Genomic DNA, 19,431 nt, shown 5'->3' on the forward strand with positions numbered 1-19,431 from the left:
GAGTCATACCGCCAGCAAGATAGTACCCATACTCAACAGTGTAAAGCCCACACCATCGCGTCGCGATCAGATCGTCATCGCGGTAAACCCACCATCGACATAGATGGCTGTGCCTGTGATAAAGCTGCCTGCTGTAGGTGAGAGCAATAAGAGAGCCGCGCCAACCAGTTCCTCTGGCAAGCCGAAACGATTCATCGGCGTGTGCCTCATGATGCTCTCGGTGCGATCTGGGCTGAGAATCTTACGGTTCTGTTCCGCAGGAAAAAAGCCGGGGCAGAGGCAGTTGATCCGGACGTTTTGAGGTGCAAATTCCCGAGCCATGTTTTGGGTCAGGTTGAGAATGGCTGCCTTCGTGGCAGCATACATATAGACTCGCGACAGGGGGAGAAAGCAAGTAACGCTACCGATGTTGAGAATAGACCCACCACCTTTTTCGACCATGTGAGGAATAAACGTCTGGCAGGCCAAGTGGGTCCCCATAAAGTTCGCGTCAAAAATGCCTTGAAGCTCTTCGTCGGTGATTTCCAAATAAGGAGTTGCGGAATTAACGCCCGTGCCGTTGATCAGCGAATCAACACCGCCATGTTCGGTTACCACAGTATCGAGCAGCTGTTGCAGGGATTCACGCGATGTAGCGTCAACGGCCGTAAAGGACGCTTGTCCACCAAGCTTTTCAATCGCCTTGACACGCTCCTCGCCGCGTTCTGTGCTGCGCCCTGCCACAACAACGTGAGCTCCCGCCTGAGCAATACCTTCGCAAAGAGCACCGCCTAGCACTCCCGTTCCACCAATTACGACGCAGACTTGCCCGTCGAAGCCAAATTGTTTCTGCAAGAATTCTGCGTTCATAAAAGTCTCAAGTCGCTGGAAATTGGTCGTTAGTCATTTGTCATTAGACATTCGTTATGCTTTCGGCTTCTTCCTCAGTTGAATCCACTCGGCGTGGAAAGTGCCAGGTTTATCAAGCCGCTCGAAGGTATGGGCGCCAAAATAGTCTCGCTGGGCTTGGAGAAGGTTGGCTGGCAAGCGTTCGCGGCGGTAGCCGTCGTAGTAGGCCAATGCAGCCGAGAAAGCAGGGGTTGGAATTCCTAACTGAGCGGCCGAAGCGACCACATGTCGCCAGCCATCTTGGGAACGCTGGATTGCCTCTTGAAAGTAGGGAGCGATGAGCAGATTCTCGAGCTTTGGGTCGGCGTCAAATGCTTCCTTAATGCGATCCAAGAACACGGCACGGATGATGCAACCACCTCGCCACAACATCGCACATTCGCCGAAATTTAACGGCCAATCATGCTCCACCGCGGCGGCTTGCAATTGAACAAAGCCTTGGGCGTAGCTGCAAATCTTCGAAGCATAGAGTGCATCGCGGATCTGCTCGATGAACTTGGCCTTGTCGCCCGTGTAATTCGGCTTAGGGCCAGAGAGAACCTTACTTGCTCGTACTCTCGCTTCCTTCATCGCCGACAGGCAACGGGCATAGACGGCTTCCGTCACTAGTGTGCTGGGCACCCCGAGATCCAGGGCCAATTGGCTCATCCATTTGCCGGTCCCCTTGGCCCCGGCACGGTCCATGATTTTGTCGACCAGGAAGCCGCCGTCTTCGTCCTTCACACTGAAAATGTCGCGCGTGATCTCAATCAGATAGCTATTGAGTTCACCTTGATACCAATTCTCGAACACATCGTACAATTCGTCGTTCGAGAGTCCCAATGCTTCGGTCAGTAGGAAGTAGGCTTCGCAGATCATCTGCATGTCGCCGTATTCGATGCCGTTGTGGACCATCTTGACGTAGTGACCAGCACCACGTGGACCGACCCATTCACAGCAGGGGATATCGTTGTTCGGGCCGACTTTAGCTGCGATTGACTGGAAGATGGGTTTCAAATGTGGCCAAGCAGCCTCGCTGCCCCCTGGCATCATGCTGGGACCCAACAAGGCACCTTCTTCGCCCCCTGAGACACCAGTGCCGCAATAAAGCAGGCCTTTGCTTTCGACATACTTAGTACGACGCTCCGTGTCGGCATAAAAAGTGTTGCCTCCGTCGATCAGTATGTCTCCTGGCGACAAGAGTGGGATCAAGGTCTCGATGAGATCGTCGACCGCAGGCCCCGCCTTGACCATCATCATCACTTTGCGAGGGGTCTTGAGCGAGCCGACCAATTCTTCCAAACTGTGACAGCCGACAAATTGCTTGCCCTTGGCCCGGCCGGCCATGAGTTCGTCTACTTTCGAAGTAGTACGGTTAAACACGGCGACCCGATAGCCACGACTTTCGACATTTAATGCCAGATTCTCGCCCATCACAGCGAGACCAATCAGTCCGAAATCACAAAGTTCTGCCATGTTATTTTCATTCCAAGCTGGGAGGTTTTCGTTGTATCTGTTTACAAGATCAGATTATGAGACAGTTATTTCGCATCCACCTGCCAAGGGGGAGTTGCGGGAAGAAACTCGTTGAATTCGTCCACAAGTTGCTGCTGGTAGTCACCAGCAAACGTACCGGCGAAAAAGCGATCAATCCCCTCATCCAAGAGACGTTTCCAACTGGCCTCTTCCTGCCCGGGATTAATCGGGAAGAACAAGCAGTTATTAGCCACTGCGGCCTTGTGGTCACCTGGTGCATCTCCAATCATCAGTGCCTTGTTCGGCTCGTACTGACCTGCAACAACTAGTGTTTCCTTCTTAGTGCCGCTTTCCTGACCACAGATTTCGCGCACATAATCGGCCACTCCATGCTCTTGCCACTCGGCTTCCAATGCCGCATTTGGAGTGGCGGAGACGACCAGCATATCTGACCTTTCTCCCAATCTTTCGAGGCACTTCTTCACATTGGGAAAAGGAGGCACACCACGCACCATGTCGGCGATAGCCTCATTAACGGCGCGCGACCACTCTAACGCCTTCGTCAAATCGGGATCGCCCGTTGCTTCAGCTGCCTTCTCCAAGGCAGGGTTGCCTAGTTTCGTTTCCTGTTCGATCCAGTTAGTCACTCCCGATGGACTAGGCACCTTCACGCCTCGTGCCTTAACTTCAGGACGCCGACGTAGCCAATCGAGTTGCTCTACAAGTGCAGGAAAGCGATTGACTCCTCGACTCTTGGAATAGAGATTCACAAACTCGGCAGCCTCGCGGGCATATTTACTGACTCCCTGCAGATCGTAGAAGTTGATGAATGCCGGGATAAAACACTCTTTGTGTTTCACTTCCATCGTGTCAAAAACACAACCATCAGAATCGATGCCAACCAAGAATTCATGCTTCGGAGTAAAATCTTTCATGCTTGCCTTTGATTCAAAAAACTTGAAGTTTTGCTTCGAATTTATACAGGAGCCTTGCTGCGGTCTGCTTGCGGGACATACTTGCCAAGCTTCTGCTCAGCAAAAATTGGCTTGAGTCTGGCAAGCCGTTGCCGACCGTGTTCCATGGGCAAACTAACCATAGAATCTCCCACCAGCGGCTTGCAATAGGCTACGAACTCGTCTGAGACGTCCAGGCCATCGGCCGATATCCACTTGTCTGGAAAAGTCCGCTCACTGTTGGCCACGTCCGGCAGAGGCACCTTGTCATAGGTCACGCCATAGGTGGAACTAGGTTTGCGCAATATCGTAGACATGAACCCGCTCTCTCCTGCGGCGGCGAGCTGCAGCGCCTTCACACCGACTTCATATGCCTCGTCCAAATCTACAACCGAAGCGTAACCGATGGAATTTCGCTGGTCGGTTCCTGAGACGTTACAACGCGCAGCACCCTTCGTAGCCAATCCCTTCGAGTTGAGATAATTGACGATGAGTTGTGCCACCGTGAGTTGGCTTGCGCCAAATGACGTATGGCCAAAGGAGTCCTTGACTTCGCCGAGGTCCCCCACATCGAGCCCTTCACTTACCACCAACATCACCCGACCATCGCGTTTGAGTTGGTCGTTCACGTTATCGGCAACTTGCTCCAGAGTGACTTTTCGCTCTGCGAGATAAATCTGCAACGGCATCTCACGATCCGGATCAGCCAGCCGAGCCGCGGCGGGAATGAACCCGATCTTGCGACCCATCGCTTGCATTACTAGCACAGGATCGGCCGGTGAGGAGCCTGCGTTTTCTTCGTTGCAGTTCTGCACCATGTGCATCCAGTATTTGGCACAGGAGCCATAGCCGGGCGTATGATCGATAAGTTTGAATTCACTATCACCGACGTCGTTGTCGATGGTCTTAGGAACTCCAACTCCAATTAGATCGAGCCCGCGCTCCTGACCAAGTTTGGCGACCTTGTTGGCAGTATCCATCGAATCATTGCCTCCAATGTAGAGGAAGTATCCGATGTCGTGAGCCTTGAAGACGTCCATCACTCGGTCGAAATCTTCGTTCTGCCAGCTCTTGAGCTTATACCGACAAGTGCCGATGGAACCTGCGGCGGGAGTAAACCGAAGGAGGGCGATTTCTTCTGGGGACTGTGCTGAAAGATCGATGAGCTCTTCCTTGAGAACTCCTTCGATGCCGTGATGACCGCCGTAGATCGTTCTCACTTCCGACGACTCACGGGCCGCTTCTACGATGCCTCGTAGAGTGCTATTGATAACGCAACTCGGTCCGCCACTCTGGGCAACAACCATGTTTATCGGACGACCCATACTAGCTCCACAAAGCAGCTTCTCACCGCATTTTCGCTTGAAAGACAAAGCCTGTTGCCCGGGGCAACCACGCTAGAATACCGCATTGTAGCGGGAGAAATGCGAGCCAACAATTGGCACACTTTTGCAAAATGTGGCGAGTGTGATACGGAAAATCCAACAACGGCTACTGATAAACCGGCAGGGTTAAGATACGCTGTTCGATTTTTTCCAATTCTGCGTTTATAAGGGCACCGTCATCTTTCGCGTATCGGGTGCGGAGTGTGTCTCCCTGCATTCCCTCCGCTAAATCGTCAATTTCCGGAAGATAACGATTTACGGTGAATTCCTCGGCTATCTGCTCCAGTCCAAATTTACCAGCCAGCATTTTTTCTGCAAAGAGAATCCCCGCTCGATTCGCTGCCATGTCTACAAAACTAAAGCCTGTGCCACCGTTTGCGTCGAGCATCTCTTTGGCCAATCCGACTCCACGAGCAGTTGTACCACCAAGAGCGACTGCTAGATGCGCCGATACAAAAAAATGCTTGGCCAGATCGGTGCGTCCGCGCATAGTCGGATTGCCGAGGAATGCCTGTCGCTCTTTACTCGCTTCTTCGGTTTCTACCTGCGACACCAATCCACTAGTAAGTGGAAAATTGCGCAAGACTCCTTCCGAATCCATAAAGATCCCGAGGGCGAGCAGCATGGACTGGTTCGCATCGGGAGATTGAAACTCATTTGCTATTGCTGCCGCTTCACGAACAAAGCGAGCCGTGAGATCATCTCCGGTCAAATTGTTTGCCCCCTGGATTCCTCCCTCGGCAGCTCTCTTCTCTGCCCGAGCATTTTCCATCTTCGCCATTTGGGTGAGCAACCGCAACACTTCTCTGACCTCTTGTACCAACCGAGGAGAAGTGGCCATGGATACTAACCGCTTGTACTGTGCTGCGGCAGGATCGTTGGGTAGTGCGTCGGCGAGTACTTCATAGATCTCAATCATGCGCTGCTTTGTGGGGAGTGAAACATCCGCAAACCTCGTTACGCTACGCTGGCGTAACTCATCGCTAAGCAGCGACATTAGCAAAGAATTAACTGGGTCGAATTGGATATGTCCGCCAAAATTTGCCGGTTGCATCACGTCAAACACGGGTCGCATGACGCTACTCGGCTCGGGGCTATGTGTCGCACCCAAGAAATGCCCGAGTTCATGCACTAGGAGTTGAAGTCGATGAGATTCGCGGACGTTGCGGGCTCGCTCTTTAAGAAGGATGTAGGGATGCAGTGTGCCGCGGCTTCCCCCCATATGGGTTCGCCCCGCTGTAAGTTCGTATTGGCTGCTGAATCCAATGACCAATCGCGCTGGTTTCGTGGGGACTTTTTGTTCAAATTCCTGCATGGATTGAAAAAAGTCTCGCGTGTCGTCGTTCGAATCCCAGGTTGCGACGTCTACTACTTCCAGTTGTACTCCACAGTTTTGCTCGAGAATGCGTGATGCGGCCGCGACTCGCTCGCGCAGGCGGGGTTCCCAGATCGAACGATGCGTCGGTTCATCATCATCCACCGCGATCTTCACGGGGATTTTAAATGGCTCATATTTGTGTGGAGCGCTTAATTTGCCAGGGATTGGTGTCTTGGGTTGAAGATCGCTCTTTCCCAATCCGATTCTCTCCAGATCAAGGGAGCTACCGTCCGGGCCTCGCTTGAAGAAATAGGCGCTTCCAGCAGACAAATCGAACGTCTGAAATACTATGCCCTGGCCAAATCGTACATTCAGGCTTCCCGTGAAAAACACGGGCTTTGAGTCACCCGGAGATATGCTAAGCGAGCGCCTCGTTTCTCCAAAGGGATGCAACTCGACAGTTACCCCAGACAGCGTTCGATTGGAAAGCACCACCACTTCTGCCCAAACTGGTACGGTCGCTGACCACTCACAGAGTAAACCAATGCCGAGGATCAACAGTCGTCTGATTGTCAAAATAGAGAGAGAGGGCACAAGGACCACCAGAAGGAGAGGGAACGCATAAATCAAGAAACCTAAGCAGTGACTCTCGCTATTCTAACTCGACATTGCAGTAAGGGCGAATCACTTTTCCAATAGCTCAAGTAGTTCCTGCATCGCCAGCATGTTGCGTTCTTGACCTGTGGCAGTGAAGACCGAAAGCAGATTCATCAGCATACGGGCCAGCCATTGCCGGTGAGTTGCCCGTGGCAACCAATCAAGCGAGATGACTATTGGCTGACCTGCAGTTTGCACGATCCGATCTTTGGCTTCCTGGACAGTTAACACAGTTCCGCTAAAAAAGGGATCGACGAACATCGATTTGCTTGATTCAATACCGGTAGATTCTACCTCTGCCATGAAGTGTCCAGGTGAATTGATGCCGTGAACGACCAGACCCACGAGTTCGGCAACCCTCTTATAGACAAGCACTAAAGTAATCGGCAGCCCTCGGCGTGCGAGCAATACATCCGGCAAGTAACTATTCGCCGGGTTGTAATAGTCGTCCGAATTACCATGCAGACCGAACACGTCGAAAAGCACATCGTGTAGGTGCGCAAGCAACGCTTCGTCTGACTTCGAGTGAACCCGATTCTTGACGGTAGCTGCCAGTTGTTCAATGATCGCCTCTGCCTCAGCAAGACTTGCTTCAGGTCGTTCATGGAGTGCAATCGCAAAAGCGGCACGAAACAACCCTGTGCTTGTGTCAATACTCGCCAACTCTGATTCGAAGAGCTGATAGGCGGCAAGTCGGCAATAGATGGGAGTTCGCATATTTCTAGTTTAGCGAACTCGTCAACAGATGGCATTCAGATTGTTCTGGGGCTTTCAGATATCTTAGGCGTGCGAAGTTTATTCTAGCGCTGCTCGGAAGAGTACTTCTTCACTTGGCCGCTCGGCACTAGCAAAGTCATCGATCGTTAACCAGATCTCAGCATAATCAGCGGCCCCTTGAGGCAAGTCGATTAGGGAACTTGAAGTGCCACTATCACCAACAAGGAGTGTCGCCAGGCTCAGAAAATCCCCCGTTTTCAATTCAGCCCAAAGTTGCAAAGTTGAATCAGGCTTCGTGGTGGGAAGACCTGCCACCAGTACATGCCATTGATTCACCGACTCGTTTCGTACAATCGAGACCATCATGTCCTTGCTACCGGCCAATTGCTTGAGTCCCACCGTTCGAAAACCAGATGATGGTTGATCGTGCGCAAGATCTCCCCACATTTCTTGCTTGGTAGAACCACGCGAGTTCTCGGCTATATCGAGTACACCCGACAATGCTTTCCAACTGACCACTGCCGCCATGGCACCCAGCAGCGTAGCCGCGATCACATAGGGAATTACACGTGAGTTTGCCGATGGAGAAGGAGTGCTCGTGTCGAGTACAACGTGATCCTTTGAGAGTGGACCGGCAGAGAGATCTTGCGCATCAAGATTCTTGTCACTGCGAATTGTGGCCATGAGCCGTTCTGTAATCGCGGGAGGAACCTTAACTGGATCAAGACTAATAGCCAGACTCGCCCAAGCATCAGAAACTTCGGCTAGCTCTCGTCCGCATGCTTCACAACCTTCCTCCAAATGATTGCGGAGCTCGGTCTGAACCAAGGGATCTAGTTGTCCCAAAGCATAGTCCATGAGCAGATCTTTTCGATCTTCGCAATTCATTCTTGATTCCGCTCCTGGAAAGTTGGAGTTAGTTTTGTGCGGAGACGGTTCAATCCTTGTCGGATTCGGCTCTTGACGGTCCCCAAGGGGGACTGCAAGCGATCAGCTATCTGCTGATGACTCAGTCCCTCGAAAAATGACAATTCTAACACTTCTCTCTGCACAGCATCGAGCTTCATGAGGGCAGCCCGAACCAGTTGGGCCTCTTCTTTTCCACTGGCATTCTCCCCGGGTGACCCAATCGGATCAACTGAATGATTTACCAACTCGGGAGTCAAAACGTTGGCCACGCGACTTCCTTGCCGACCCAAACTCCGCAGCCGATCAATAGCTCGACTCCTCGCTATCAACAGCATATACGTCTGAGGAGAGCTTCTCGATGAGTCATATCGGTCTGGATGTTGCCAGATTTCCCAAAAAACTTCCGCTAGTACGTCCTCTGCAGTGTGCCTATCGCAAAGCACCCTCAGGCAGACTGCATAAACCCTTTCTCCAAAAAGACTTAGAAGATTCTGAAACGCGGATTCGTCCCTCTCCCGCAAGGCAGACATCCAGCCTACCGCTGCATCTTGGCCTTCTGATGCACCGCATGGCTGGGTAGCCGAGAGTTGGCCAGCTTCTGGAGGAGTTTCTCTCATATTTCCGCTAATTCGATTGGCAATCGATTATTGCTAGATTTCCATGGACTGGCTTTTGGGTACGACGGAGTGCATTACTGTGGGAGGCCTCGCAGGTTCTCTTGAATCTATCGAGCGCAACGGAAAAACGGCCTCTGTCATCCAGCACCCGGAGCAATCACCTTCAATCTGTTTCGAGAGCACGAACTGAAAGACCTGCACACCGCCAAGCGAATCGAGCAAGGATACCGTCACTGTGGCATGATCGTCGTGGATATCCGGACTTCCAATGAGCAGTTCCTGCGGTGAGAGTAGTACATCATAAGGAGGCCGCTGGACCATCTTGGCAAAGCGTGAAATTGGTCCGGTCATACTTTTATTTGCTGGTGAAGCAAATACGAAGCATTGATTAATCCCTTGAAGTCGGTCGGCAGAGCCCAATCCTTCCAATTGGTAGGCCACTACTTCCCGAGGGCTGAAGCGTGGGTCAGGTTTTATAGGTGCTTCGGCAACAAATTCCTCTGAAGAGCTCAAATCTGTTACTTGCTCTACCTGGAAAGCTTGTCCGAAGTACAACAGGGCCTGGATCAAAAGAGACAGCAGAAATCCAAATGCAAAGAAACATACAATAACGACTGCAAGCCCACCTCGGCTGGATTCTTCGCGTTGAATGCTATTCATAGCAATCGCTTTCTTGCGGACAACAAATACAGTCGACCGCCAAACTCGATGATCAGTTCAAGTCCATTCCACAAGCAACACAATACTTCGCCGGAACGTGCCAATCGATCACCCTATCATGGAAGCGCCATAGCTCATAGAGATGTGTGGGATGTATTTCGTTCGGAGTAAGGCGAACTATTGCAACTTATCATCAATTCCAACGACTCCCGCAGTATATCCAGAAAACAGCCAAAACGGTGCTTAAATTATGATCTGAACCACTTGATCTACAAAAATCTCAACCAGGAAGTGCGACTAATCAACTAGAGCCCTGATGAATTCGCCGCAGTTCGTCGGCGATGATCTTGATGCCCTCGGCAACAGTGGCTTCTGACTGAGAAAAGGTGAGTCGAATGCACTGGCGTTGATGTGGCCACTCATCGCCCGTATCAAGACCGAAGAAGAAATACTCGCCCGGCACAATTAGCACGCCACGCTTTTTCAGTCGCTCATAAAGTTCACGCGTGCTAATGGGCAACTCTGGAAACCACAACCAGAGAAAAAAGGCACCCTCGCTGCGGTGAACGAGATAAGGAAAATCATCTCCGAAATGCTCGGCGATAAGCGCCTGGGCAGCTTGTGACTTGGTTTGGTAGAAGGGCCGAATGATATCTCGGGCAAGCTTGAGGATTTCTCCGCTGGCCAAGAGCGGTTCGACGATCGTTTGCCCCATGTTCGTATTTGCCAGACCAATGATGCAAGTCATCGAACTTATACGACTGACGATTTCTTTGCTCGCCAGCACGATTCCTGTGCGCGTGCCTGGTAACCCCAGCTTAGATAGGCTGAAAGTCATCACCATGTCGGAGTTCCACATGGGCTTTATCGGTTCGAAGACGGCAGCGGGAAAAGGCTCGCCGTAGGCGTTATCTATTAGCAGGGGAATCTGTCGCTCGGCTGCAAGTCGAGCGAGATGGTTGATCTCCTCGTCGGTGAGTACATTGCCAGTCGGGTTGGTAGGTCGACTCACGCAGATCGCGCCAATGTCATCTCCCACTTCCAGCGAGTCGAAGTCAATGCGGTATTTGAAAGTATGCTCGTCGAGTCGGTCAATCAACGGGCGTTTGCTCGCAAAAATCTCAGGGATGAGCCCCTGATCAGAGTAACCAATATACTCCGGCACAATAGGGAGTAATATTCGCCGCCGATTGCCAGCCGGCATCTCGCCGGCAAGTAGCATGAATAAGAAGAAAAACGCCGTCTGTCCACCGACGGTGACAGCGATATTGTCACGACTAACATCCCAACCATAGGCGTTCCGAAGACACGTGGTAACCGACTCACGAAACTCTGGATTGCCCGCTGGTCCATCGTAATTGGAGAGCATCCGGTCGCAAAGTGGCTCGTTTGCAACGATTTCCGTAAGTCGCTGTCGCCAGAGGGCCTGTACCTCCGGGATATGGGCCGGATTGCCCCCGCCAAGCATGTACATCGAACTCCCACCGGCCAAGGCTGCACCGAGGTCGTCCATTAATTCGACAATCCCACTGTGCCCTGAAAGGGCCTGACCGATTTTGCTTAGTTGGAGATTCATAGTTCCAGATCGTTCAGTTGTAGCTTTCTCGATACTTATACTCGCTTGCGCTTTTGCTCGCCGAATTATGTGGTGCAATCGACCAACACCTTGCCAATTGCTCCACGTTCGACAGCTTCGTGGGCAGCTATGGTCTCATTCAAATGGAAACGCTCGCCAATATTGTGAGAGAGTTCTCCATCAGCAAGCCAGCGGGAAATGTCGACTAACGCGCGCTCAAGCAACTCTTGCGGAGACCCGAACACTAGCACATGGCGAACTACGACACCACGGTACATCAGATCATAGAAAGGCAACTTAGGTTCAGGTTCGGCTTGCGATGCGTAGGTGGCGATGATGCCCCCCATGCGAATCGCGCGGAGACTCGTCGGAAGATTGCCACCAAATTCGACTTCGACGATGCGATCGGCACCTTTTCCGTCGGTGATCTCCAGCACAAGGTCGCCGATGTCTGTTTCGCGGTAGTTAAGCACATGATCGGCACCAGCCTTCATGGCCAATCCCGCTTTCTCGTCGGTGCTGACAGTGGCAATAACCCGTGCTCCCGCGAGCCGAGCAAATTGCACGGCATAGCAACCCACGGCTCCTGCACCACCCGTCACAAGCACGGTTTTCCCGGCAACTTCACCATCGGCAAACACACTGGCGTAGGCCGTGAGTGCCGGAATACCGAGGCACGCTCCCTCGGAAAAGTCACAATCATCAGGCAGCGGCACGGCTTGCGAGGCTGGCAGAGATACTAATTCTGCAGCAGTACCGAAATCGCGTTGCCACTGGGCTGCATAAAGCCAAACTCGTTCTCCCACGCGACTAGAATCGACATTCTCACCGACCGCATCGATCACGCCGGCACCATCAAAGTGGGGAACTATCCGTGGGGAGGTCATCGTTCCTCGGCCTCCTTGGCGCCGTTTGACGTCGATAGGGTTGACTCCAGAGACATGCACCGCCACGCGTACCTCGCCCGGTTCCGGTTGAGAATCGGGCAGATCACCAAACTTGAGCACCTCGGCGGCGGATCCCAGTCGTTCGTACCAAACCGCTTTCATGACAAACAACTCCTAGCTTTCAAGATTTTCGGCGGACGATTGAGAAGCACTCTCACGCCACTTCCAGAAATACCATATAGCCGTTCCTGTCAACAGCCCGACGAGAAAACCTTGCTTCACACCAAAGGCAATAGCACCAACGAGGACAACTATCGTGAACTGGGTCTTATCGCCAGCCATATCACGCACCAGTACGAGTAGCATTACGGCCTCAAAGAGCAAGATCACTCCCAATACAGGTCGCGGATACGCGGCGACCAGCACGTCAACGGTATCTCCTAGTAGCAAGCCAAGTGCGAGGTACATCGTACCATAGATAATGACCGATCCCCCGGTACGAGCCCCAAACCCATAGTGCCCAGCCAATCCGCCACATCCGTGACAGACAGGAATTCCACCCAGCAACGAAGCGAAGAAATTGGCTACAGCATAGGTGACGCCGATTTTCTTTATTCCAATTGCCCGCTGGGGAAACAAGTCGTGCAGCGTCTGCTCCGTGGCGATTACCGAATTGGAAAGCGAAAGCGGAATCTGAGGCAATGCAAGCAAAATCAAACCAGTCCAAATCGCATCCCAAGTGGGGACCTCGATCGCCGGTAAGCTTAGCGACGATGCTATCCGCAAGGTTGACCAATCCACAGTCGCCATCGCCGCATATACCAGGCCCAGTAGAATTACCAACAGTGCAGCAGGAACACGCCGGTTTCCCCATAGGACCACGACGATGACGAAACAAACAGCTGCCAACACATAGCCACTTGTACCCAGTGAGGGTACATAATCCTTGAGCGCCAGCGATGCTAAACTCAGTCCCAGTCCAAACTGCACGCCACGCACTGCGCAGCGGGGGATGGCACGCGCAAGCCAGGACAAAGCACCACTGATACTCAAAACAAGCATGATGACGGCAATCGCCATTCCCGCGCCGAAAAGTACATTGCCAGCGATTTTCTGAGTGATGACAAGCACCGCCATCGCCTTGAGTGGCTGCATCGGCATCGGCACGCCGTAAAGGATCCCGGTGAGAATCTGTAGCAAGCCGAAGACAATGAAGACGGTCGCACCATTTAGGCCAGCAGCCGGAATCATCGCGACGATCAGCGGGAGATCGGTCCCGATATCCCCAAAGCTCCCCGCTAGTTCGTTCCGGTCGAAGCGGATCCAAGCGGATTCTGACGGAGTTTGAGGTATATCTGCTTCGCTCATGTTCGCCATTATCTTGCATCCACAATCGTTCTACAAGATTGTCACTGAGCATTCACGGCGATTCCTGTTCTTGCCGCAACATAGTAGAATGCCGCACAGAATGGAAAACAACTTCACCAAGATCTGCGGCGGTACGCTTTACGACCCAACCAATGGGATCGATGGTGAGGTGCGCGATCTCTGGCTCGCTGACGGCAAAATCGTTGCCCCACCGAGCGATCCGCATGTTCGACCCGCGCGAACCATCGACGCCAGTGGGCTGGTCGTGATGCCAGGCGGGATCGATATGCATTGCCATATTGCCGGGCCGAAGGTAAATGCCGCCCGCAAGCTTCGACCCGATGATCGCCGGGATGCCGAACCGGTCCATCGCACCGCTACCACACGCAGCGGCACCATGGGAAGCGTTCCCAGCACATTCGCCACAGGATACAAATACGCTGCCTTAGGTTACACGACGGCGTTCGACGCCGCAGTGCCACCTTTGTTAGCAGCGCACGCCCATGCAGAGTTTGCCGACACACCCTGCCTCGACAAGGGGTGCTATCTTTTGATGGGTAACAATCACTATGTGATGCAAAGCATCCGCGACAAAGAACCTGCCAAGTTGCGTTCTTTCATTGGGTGGCTCCTCTCACGGGGCAAAGGTTACGCCCCGAAGCTTGTGAACCCCGGTGGTGTGGAGGCGTGGAAACACCGCGATGGTTCTCGCAGCACAGGACTCGACGATACGGTACCTCACTTCGACGTCACGCCGCGACAAATTATTAGTGAAGTCGCTCAGGCGGCAGCGGATTTGAAACTTCCCCACCCGGTACATATCCACTGCAATCAGCTCGGCATGCCAGGGAATTGGCGAACGACACTCGAAACAATGCAGGCACTCGAAAATCGCTGCGGTCATCTGACACACATCCAATTCCACAGCTATGGTGGAGGGGATGCCGACGAGGGAACTTCCTCCAGCAAAGTTCCGCAACTAGCGGACTACATCAACTCTCATCCCCAACTAACCGTAGATGTGGGTCAAGTGCTCTTCGGCGAAACCACCAGTATGACCGGTGATGGTCCACTGGGGCATTTCCTGGCCAATCTTTATGGCAGCAAATGGATTAGTTCCGACGTGGAAATGGAAGCAGGCTGTGGCATCTCACCCATTGAGTATAAAAACAAATCGCTCATTCATGCTTTGCAGTGGGCTATCGGTTTGGAGTGGTATCTGCTGGTCGAAGATCCCTGGCAAGTGGTGATGAGTACTGACCACCCCAATGGCGGATCGTTCCTGGCCTATCCGCAGATCATTCGCCTGTTAATGGATCGGACTTACCGAAGCGACATGCTCAAGAGTTGCCACCCGGATGTCACGAAGCGATCTTCTCTCGCCGATCTGGACCGTGAATACTCACTTAACGACATCGCCATCATCACCCGCGCAGGTCCGGCAAAGATACTGGGACTCGCCGACAAGGGCCATTTAGGACCGGGAGCCGCAGCCGATATCACTATCTACACGCCAGACGACGATAAAGAAACAATGTTTGAGTTGCCTCGGATGGTCATTAAGGCTGGCGAAATGGTGGTCGAACAGGGAGAAATCCGCAGCACACCTCAGGGCAACATCCTGCATGTGGACGCCGACTACGATCGAGAAGTCGAGCCCGACATTAAGGCGTGGTTCGAAGACACCTACTCAGTCCGTTGGGAGAACTATGGAGTTGAGGGTTGAGAGTCAGAATGTTCTCACTCAACTCTCAAGCCTCAACTACTCCGCCAATTCTCGCAGCACTTCCAGTCCGCGCTGCAAAGTCTCCATAGTCGCTGCGTACGAAATACGAAAATGCGTATCGCGCTCGCTAAAAATGTTGCCGGGGATAATGAGCAATTCCCGCTCGATGGCCCGAAGGACGAACTCGGCGCCGGTAGCTCCTCCATCAGGTACCTTGGGAAAGACATAGAATGCCCCGCCGGTCGGTGCAACTTCGTAACCAGCTTCTCGCAGTCCTGACACCACATAATCGCGGCGCACTTGGTACTCAGCCACCTGCGCGCTCATGTCGGTCTCGAGCGCTGCCAGACCCGCCCACTGTAATGGATGAGGCGCACACACAAATGTGTACTGCTGGAGCATGGTAAGCTTATCAATGATCGCCGCCGGGCCGTGGATCCAACCGAGTCGCCAACCAGTTACCCCATAGGTCTTACTAAAACCATCGACCACGAGGGTTTGATCGTTCCACTGGGCAGGGGAGGGGGGCACGCTGTCGTAACTGAACGTGCGATAAATCTCATCACTCAAGAGGGCGATGTTGTGCTTGGCAGCTAGTTCCGCAATGGCACGCACGCTTTCCTTGCTGGCAATCACTCCGGTGGGGTTCGCTGGGCTGTTGAGCATGATCAGCTTAGTTCGTGGTGTGATAGCTGCTGCAACTTTGTCAGGATCAATCGCGAAGTCGGGATAAGTGTCGATCATCACGCACTTGCCACCGACCATCCGCACCAGGGCGGGATACATGACGAAGTAGGGATCCATGAAGATCACCTCATCACCCGGATCGACCATCGCGAGCATCGCCATCACCAATGCACCACTAGTGCCCGAGGTGACCATCACCTGTCGATCCGCATGCCCATACTCTGCATCGACTCGCGACTGAAGTGCTTCACGCAAGGGTGGGATCCCCTGGGTGAGACTGTAGCCATTCTTGTCGCTATGAATGGCGTCGATCGCCGCGTCCTTCACCGCATCGGGCACCGGGAAGTCAGGTTGACCAATTGAAAGATTGATCGGGTTGGCCATCTTCGCCGCCAGATCAAACACCTTGCGGATGCCAGAACTATCGAATTCGCTCGTACGCTGCGCCAGCCAAGGATGGGACATAGGAATAGAGGCTAGAGGTTAGTGGTTAGAAATTAGTGGTTAGCCGCGATTTAACAACTCGCAGGGATAACGCGTAACCTATCAGATTTATGCCAGGGGTTCACCCTGGGGCGGGGGAGATTTCGCCGCCCCCCACTGCACCATGGCAACCATACAGAGTGTACCTGCCATCGCCGCGAGTTGCAGCGTCGTAAGACGCTCGCTGTCGTACTGCCCCCAAACGAGTGCCACCAGCGGAATCACATACGTGACCATCCCTGCGAATAATGGGCCTTGGCGTTTTACTAGCTGAATGAACAACAGGATTGCCAATCCTGTACTCAACATGGCAAGCAGCGAAATCGACACGATTGCCATCGGCCAACCATGCGGCTGCGCCGGCCCTCCCAAACCCGTCTCTTTCAAAAATACCGGAGCAAACTGCAGAGGCACCAACAGTAATCCACCAAAAGCGAGAAACAATACCGTGAGCGGCAAGGCAGGCAAATGATCGAGTTTCCATTTGATGTAGGCGTTCCCGGTGGCATAGGCGAGTGGCACGGTCAGGGCCAAAGCCAGCACCCACGGCGCAATTCCCCGCTGAGCGCCATCCTGTACAACTCCCGCGAGACAAACGAGCCCACCTGTCACACCGATCATCTGCCTTGCGGTCGGCCAGATCCCCAGCATGGGGATCGAGACTAGAATGGTCACCAGCGGCACCAAAGTAACCATCAAGCCAAAATACCCGTGCTCATTGGCCTGGGTCATCACAAAGGGCAACACAGTAAAAGGCCAGGCATTGGCTAGCAAGCCGACCAAGAGAATATGAATCCAGTCACTGGGAGCAATGTGCACACAGGGACGTTTCCACCACCAAAACAGACCCAGTACCAAGGCCCCACCCAAGAGCCGAAACATCCCAATGGACAATGGCCCCAAAGCCATTGCCGCTCGATCCATGAGAATAAAGCTGGTGCCCCAAGTCAGACAGATAAACAGGAAACTGAGATAGGGCATGGAGTGGGCTGTGATGATATGTGAACTGGGTGCTGAGATTTTGCACAATGCCGGGTTGCTTGCTCTGACGCGATCCGTTCTTCCGAGTTCCTCTCGGCAGACGCGACACGGCTAATGGGAGATTTTTCGCCGCTGCTGGTGAAACTTTTCCATCACGTCGAGTTCGGTGTAGTACATTGCGCTGGGGTTGATTTGCTGGGCTTCTAGCCAGTCGAGGTGGGATTTCATGCCAGGTTGCTCGGCGATCCAGGGCAAGAGCAACAGCCAAGCGAATCCGATCAGACCACTCGCAGCCATCAAACGTTTCATGCCAGTTTGTTTAGGCATAGTTTATGGCACCATCTGGTTGATACTGCCGACGAAGATTACCCGGAACATCAGCCAGGCCATGAAGAGGGTCAGAGAGAGATTCAATGTTTGACCACAGACATAGAGCAAGAGCGGCTTGCCACCGCGGAGATAGGGCCTTAACTCGCGGAAATTCGTTTCCAATCCAATGCTGACAAAAGCGAGGCAAAAGAGCCAGCCGCGGAGGGTCTTGGTGGAACCTTTGATTGTGGCATCCACGAGTTCTGGTCCATGATTGAGACCCACGTAGAGCAGTGAAAAAATAGCAGAAGCCAGCACGAAGCCGATTACAAACTTGGGGAACCGATACCAGATTTCCATTTTGCTCAAGCGATTTCCCGCAGGATCCTGTTCTACATACGTGACCCAGTAGACGGCGACGGCAAACGCGACCACACCGATCAGAATGTTCTGAATCATCTTCACCGTTGCCGCCACTTCAAGAGCCCGGTCTCCCAATGCAGCGCCGGCAGCCGCGACGGCCCCCGTGGAATCGATCGTGCCTCCCAGCCAGGCGCCGCCGAGGATTTCGTCCATGCCAACTGCTTTGATGATTGCGGGCATGACCACCATCATGATGACCGTAAAGGTCAGCGACATGCCAATGGCCAACGACAATTCTTCCTTCTTTGCTCTGCAAGCCGCGGCGGTTGCAATCGCTGCCGAAACACCGCAAACCGACATATCCGCAGAGATGACCATATTCAGGGAACGCGATTCCATCTTCAGCACTTTTTGCCCAAAGATATAAGTGCTAACCAGCACGATCGGGGTGACCACCCAGGCGACGAATATGCCCGGTAGGCCGAGTGCGAGTAGGCGACTCATCAGTACTTCGGCTCCGAGAAGTACGAGGCCAGTCTTGATGTAGAACTCAGTGAGAACGGCGGGCTTAAGAAACTTGGGGGTTCCAACTGTGTTCGAAATTAGTAAACCGACTACGAGTGCCCAAAGGGCATATTCCAAGTTGTAGGCAGCCACAACACTGTGCTCGGCCATAACGTAGGCCAGCGTAGCCAGTAAAAACACGAAGGGAAAAGCTATCCAGAAATCACGTGCTGAATTACCGCGCAACTGGGTTGCAAGGGCGAATAGCACCCCGATCACGACAAAGGCTCCGAATATGCCTGGGATCGTGCTGATAGGAAGAGTTCTCGAACTGCTTATCTTGGTGAAGGCTTCGAGCGGACTACTGCGCCATGACCCGGGTTTGGCGAGCCACGCTTCCAACGGACTGGACAGTTCGACCGCATCGCCGGTTGATGGCAGCTCCGATAGTAGTTGCGCATTACTCCACCAGACGGCGGCAAACGACACAGCAAGCAGCAACCCGCCGCACCAGACCGCTAACCAATCCTCGGAGATCCGCATTTCTGTTGGCAGGCGAGGCCGGTCGCCGAATTGAGAATCAGATTGTGTGGGGTCGTCGTCCAAATCAATCCTGCGATCTTAAAGGTCGAATTCTCGCTTCGCTCTGCTGAGCGGACTCAGTGGACGCGGCGCGGCTAACGGTCCAGTTCACGCTTGCGCGCGCGGCGGATCGAGAGATAGGCAGCGCCGCCGAAGGTGCCAATCAATACAAAGGGCATCGCCATCATGAACATGATGCTATAGAAGTACCCTGCGGCGCGGGCTTGTGAGAGTGGATCGCTGTCGGCCATGCCGTCTTTGCAAGTGGGGCAGGCCAGCGCATCAGTCGCCACGAGTGTGACTGCGAGGCACAGGAGGACAAGCACCGCAGTGCGGAGCCATCGTTTTTGTTCCATCATCTGGAATATGATTTTCATCTTGCTTTTCCTCTCTCTCCATTCTAGAT

The 19,431-nt window shown here is 53.2% G+C and carries 18 protein-coding genes; 1 reads left to right on the forward strand and 17 read right to left on the reverse strand.

All coding sequences use genetic code 11. From position 1 onward, the window contains the following. Positions 1-66: 66 nt before the first annotated feature. The 12 genes from Pla144_RS17695 to Pla144_RS17750 all read right to left on the reverse strand — a co-directional run bounded on the left by Pla144_RS17695 (position 67) and on the right by Pla144_RS17750 (position 13,399). Complete coding sequence (locus tag Pla144_RS17695; protein ID WP_146452043.1) at positions 67-849, reverse strand: SDR family oxidoreductase; 783 nt, start codon at positions 847-849, stop codon at positions 67-69. A 54-nt stretch (positions 850-903) separates the two neighbouring features. Further along, positions 904-2,343, reverse strand: coding sequence for a decarboxylating NADP(+)-dependent phosphogluconate dehydrogenase (gene gnd, locus Pla144_RS17700; protein ID WP_146452044.1), 1,440 nt, complete (start codon positions 2,341-2,343; stop codon positions 904-906). 65 nt (positions 2,344-2,408) lie between these two features. Further along, positions 2,409-3,278, reverse strand: coding sequence for an HAD family hydrolase (locus Pla144_RS17705; RefSeq protein WP_146452045.1), 870 nt, complete (start codon positions 3,276-3,278; stop codon positions 2,409-2,411). 41 nt (positions 3,279-3,319) lie between these two features. Further along, the gene (locus tag Pla144_RS17710) at positions 3,320-4,621 is read right to left on the reverse strand and encodes a diphosphate--fructose-6-phosphate 1-phosphotransferase (protein WP_146452046.1); all 1,302 of its coding nucleotides are present in this window, start codon (positions 4,619-4,621) and stop codon (positions 3,320-3,322) included. A gap of 166 nt (positions 4,622-4,787) precedes the next feature. Further along, positions 4,788-6,593: a M12 family metallo-peptidase gene (locus Pla144_RS17715; RefSeq protein WP_146452047.1), complete on the reverse strand. Its 1,806-nt coding sequence runs from the start codon at positions 6,591-6,593 to the stop codon at positions 4,788-4,790. Positions 6,594-6,683: 90 nt separating this feature from the next. Continuing rightward, positions 6,684-7,373, reverse strand: coding sequence for a transglutaminase family protein (locus tag Pla144_RS17720; RefSeq protein WP_146452048.1), 690 nt, complete (start codon positions 7,371-7,373; stop codon positions 6,684-6,686). A 78-nt stretch (positions 7,374-7,451) separates the two neighbouring features. After that, positions 7,452-8,261, reverse strand: coding sequence for an anti-sigma factor (locus tag Pla144_RS17725; RefSeq protein WP_146452049.1), 810 nt, complete (start codon positions 8,259-8,261; stop codon positions 7,452-7,454). After that, on the reverse strand, positions 8,258-8,899 hold the full coding sequence (locus Pla144_RS17730) for a sigma-70 family RNA polymerase sigma factor (RefSeq protein WP_146452050.1): 642 nt from the start codon (positions 8,897-8,899) through the stop codon (positions 8,258-8,260). The genes Pla144_RS17725 and Pla144_RS17730 overlap by 4 nt, the downstream gene beginning before the upstream one ends. 33 nt (positions 8,900-8,932) lie before the next feature. Then, a complete protein-coding gene (locus Pla144_RS17735; RefSeq protein WP_146452051.1) occupies positions 8,933-9,559 on the reverse strand; it encodes a DUF4864 domain-containing protein in 627 nt (208 codons plus the stop codon). Positions 9,560-9,860: 301 nt separating this feature from the next. Next, positions 9,861-11,135 carry a valine--pyruvate transaminase gene (locus Pla144_RS17740; RefSeq protein ID WP_146452052.1) on the reverse strand — a complete coding sequence of 425 codons (1,275 nt, stop codon included), beginning with the start codon at positions 11,133-11,135 and terminating at the stop codon, positions 9,861-9,863. Positions 11,136-11,200: 65 nt separating this feature from the next. Then, positions 11,201-12,184, reverse strand: a complete 984-nt coding sequence (locus Pla144_RS17745) for an NADPH:quinone reductase (protein ID WP_146452053.1) — start codon at positions 12,182-12,184, stop codon at positions 11,201-11,203. Between the two features lie 12 nt (positions 12,185-12,196). Next, positions 12,197-13,399, reverse strand: coding sequence for a putative sulfate/molybdate transporter (locus tag Pla144_RS17750; protein WP_197530788.1), 1,203 nt, complete (start codon positions 13,397-13,399; stop codon positions 12,197-12,199). Positions 13,400-13,490: 91 nt separating this feature from the next. On the opposite strand from Pla144_RS17750, the gene Pla144_RS17755 reads away from it, so the two are divergent. Next, a complete protein-coding gene (locus tag Pla144_RS17755) occupies positions 13,491-15,116 on the forward strand; it encodes a formylmethanofuran dehydrogenase subunit A (RefSeq protein ID WP_146452054.1) in 1,626 nt (541 codons plus the stop codon). A gap of 36 nt (positions 15,117-15,152) precedes the next feature. Here Pla144_RS17755 and Pla144_RS17760 read toward each other — a convergent pair whose 3' ends face one another. The 5 genes from Pla144_RS17760 to Pla144_RS17780 all read right to left on the reverse strand — a co-directional run bounded on the left by Pla144_RS17760 (position 15,153) and on the right by Pla144_RS17780 (position 19,402). After that, a complete protein-coding gene (locus tag Pla144_RS17760; RefSeq protein WP_146452055.1) occupies positions 15,153-16,268 on the reverse strand; it encodes a pyridoxal phosphate-dependent aminotransferase in 1,116 nt (371 codons plus the stop codon). An 87-nt stretch (positions 16,269-16,355) separates the two neighbouring features. Then, positions 16,356-17,267 carry a DMT family transporter gene (locus Pla144_RS17765; RefSeq protein ID WP_146452056.1) on the reverse strand — a complete coding sequence of 304 codons (912 nt, stop codon included), beginning with the start codon at positions 17,265-17,267 and terminating at the stop codon, positions 16,356-16,358. Positions 17,268-17,378: 111 nt separating this feature from the next. Continuing rightward, the gene (locus Pla144_RS17770) at positions 17,379-17,594 is read right to left on the reverse strand and encodes a hypothetical protein (RefSeq protein WP_146452057.1); all 216 of its coding nucleotides are present in this window, start codon (positions 17,592-17,594) and stop codon (positions 17,379-17,381) included. Positions 17,595-17,597: 3 nt separating this feature from the next. Then, positions 17,598-18,986 carry a YeiH family protein gene (locus Pla144_RS17775; RefSeq protein WP_146452317.1) on the reverse strand — a complete coding sequence of 463 codons (1,389 nt, stop codon included), beginning with the start codon at positions 18,984-18,986 and terminating at the stop codon, positions 17,598-17,600. Positions 18,987-19,120: 134 nt separating this feature from the next. Further along, entirely contained in the window at positions 19,121-19,402 is a 282-nt protein-coding gene (locus tag Pla144_RS17780) for a hypothetical protein (RefSeq protein WP_146452058.1), read from the reverse strand. Positions 19,403-19,431: the final 29 nt, after the last annotated feature.

The organism is Bythopirellula polymerisocia, from assembly GCF_007860015.1.
GTDB lineage: Bacteria > Planctomycetota > Planctomycetia > Pirellulales > Lacipirellulaceae > Bythopirellula > Bythopirellula polymerisocia.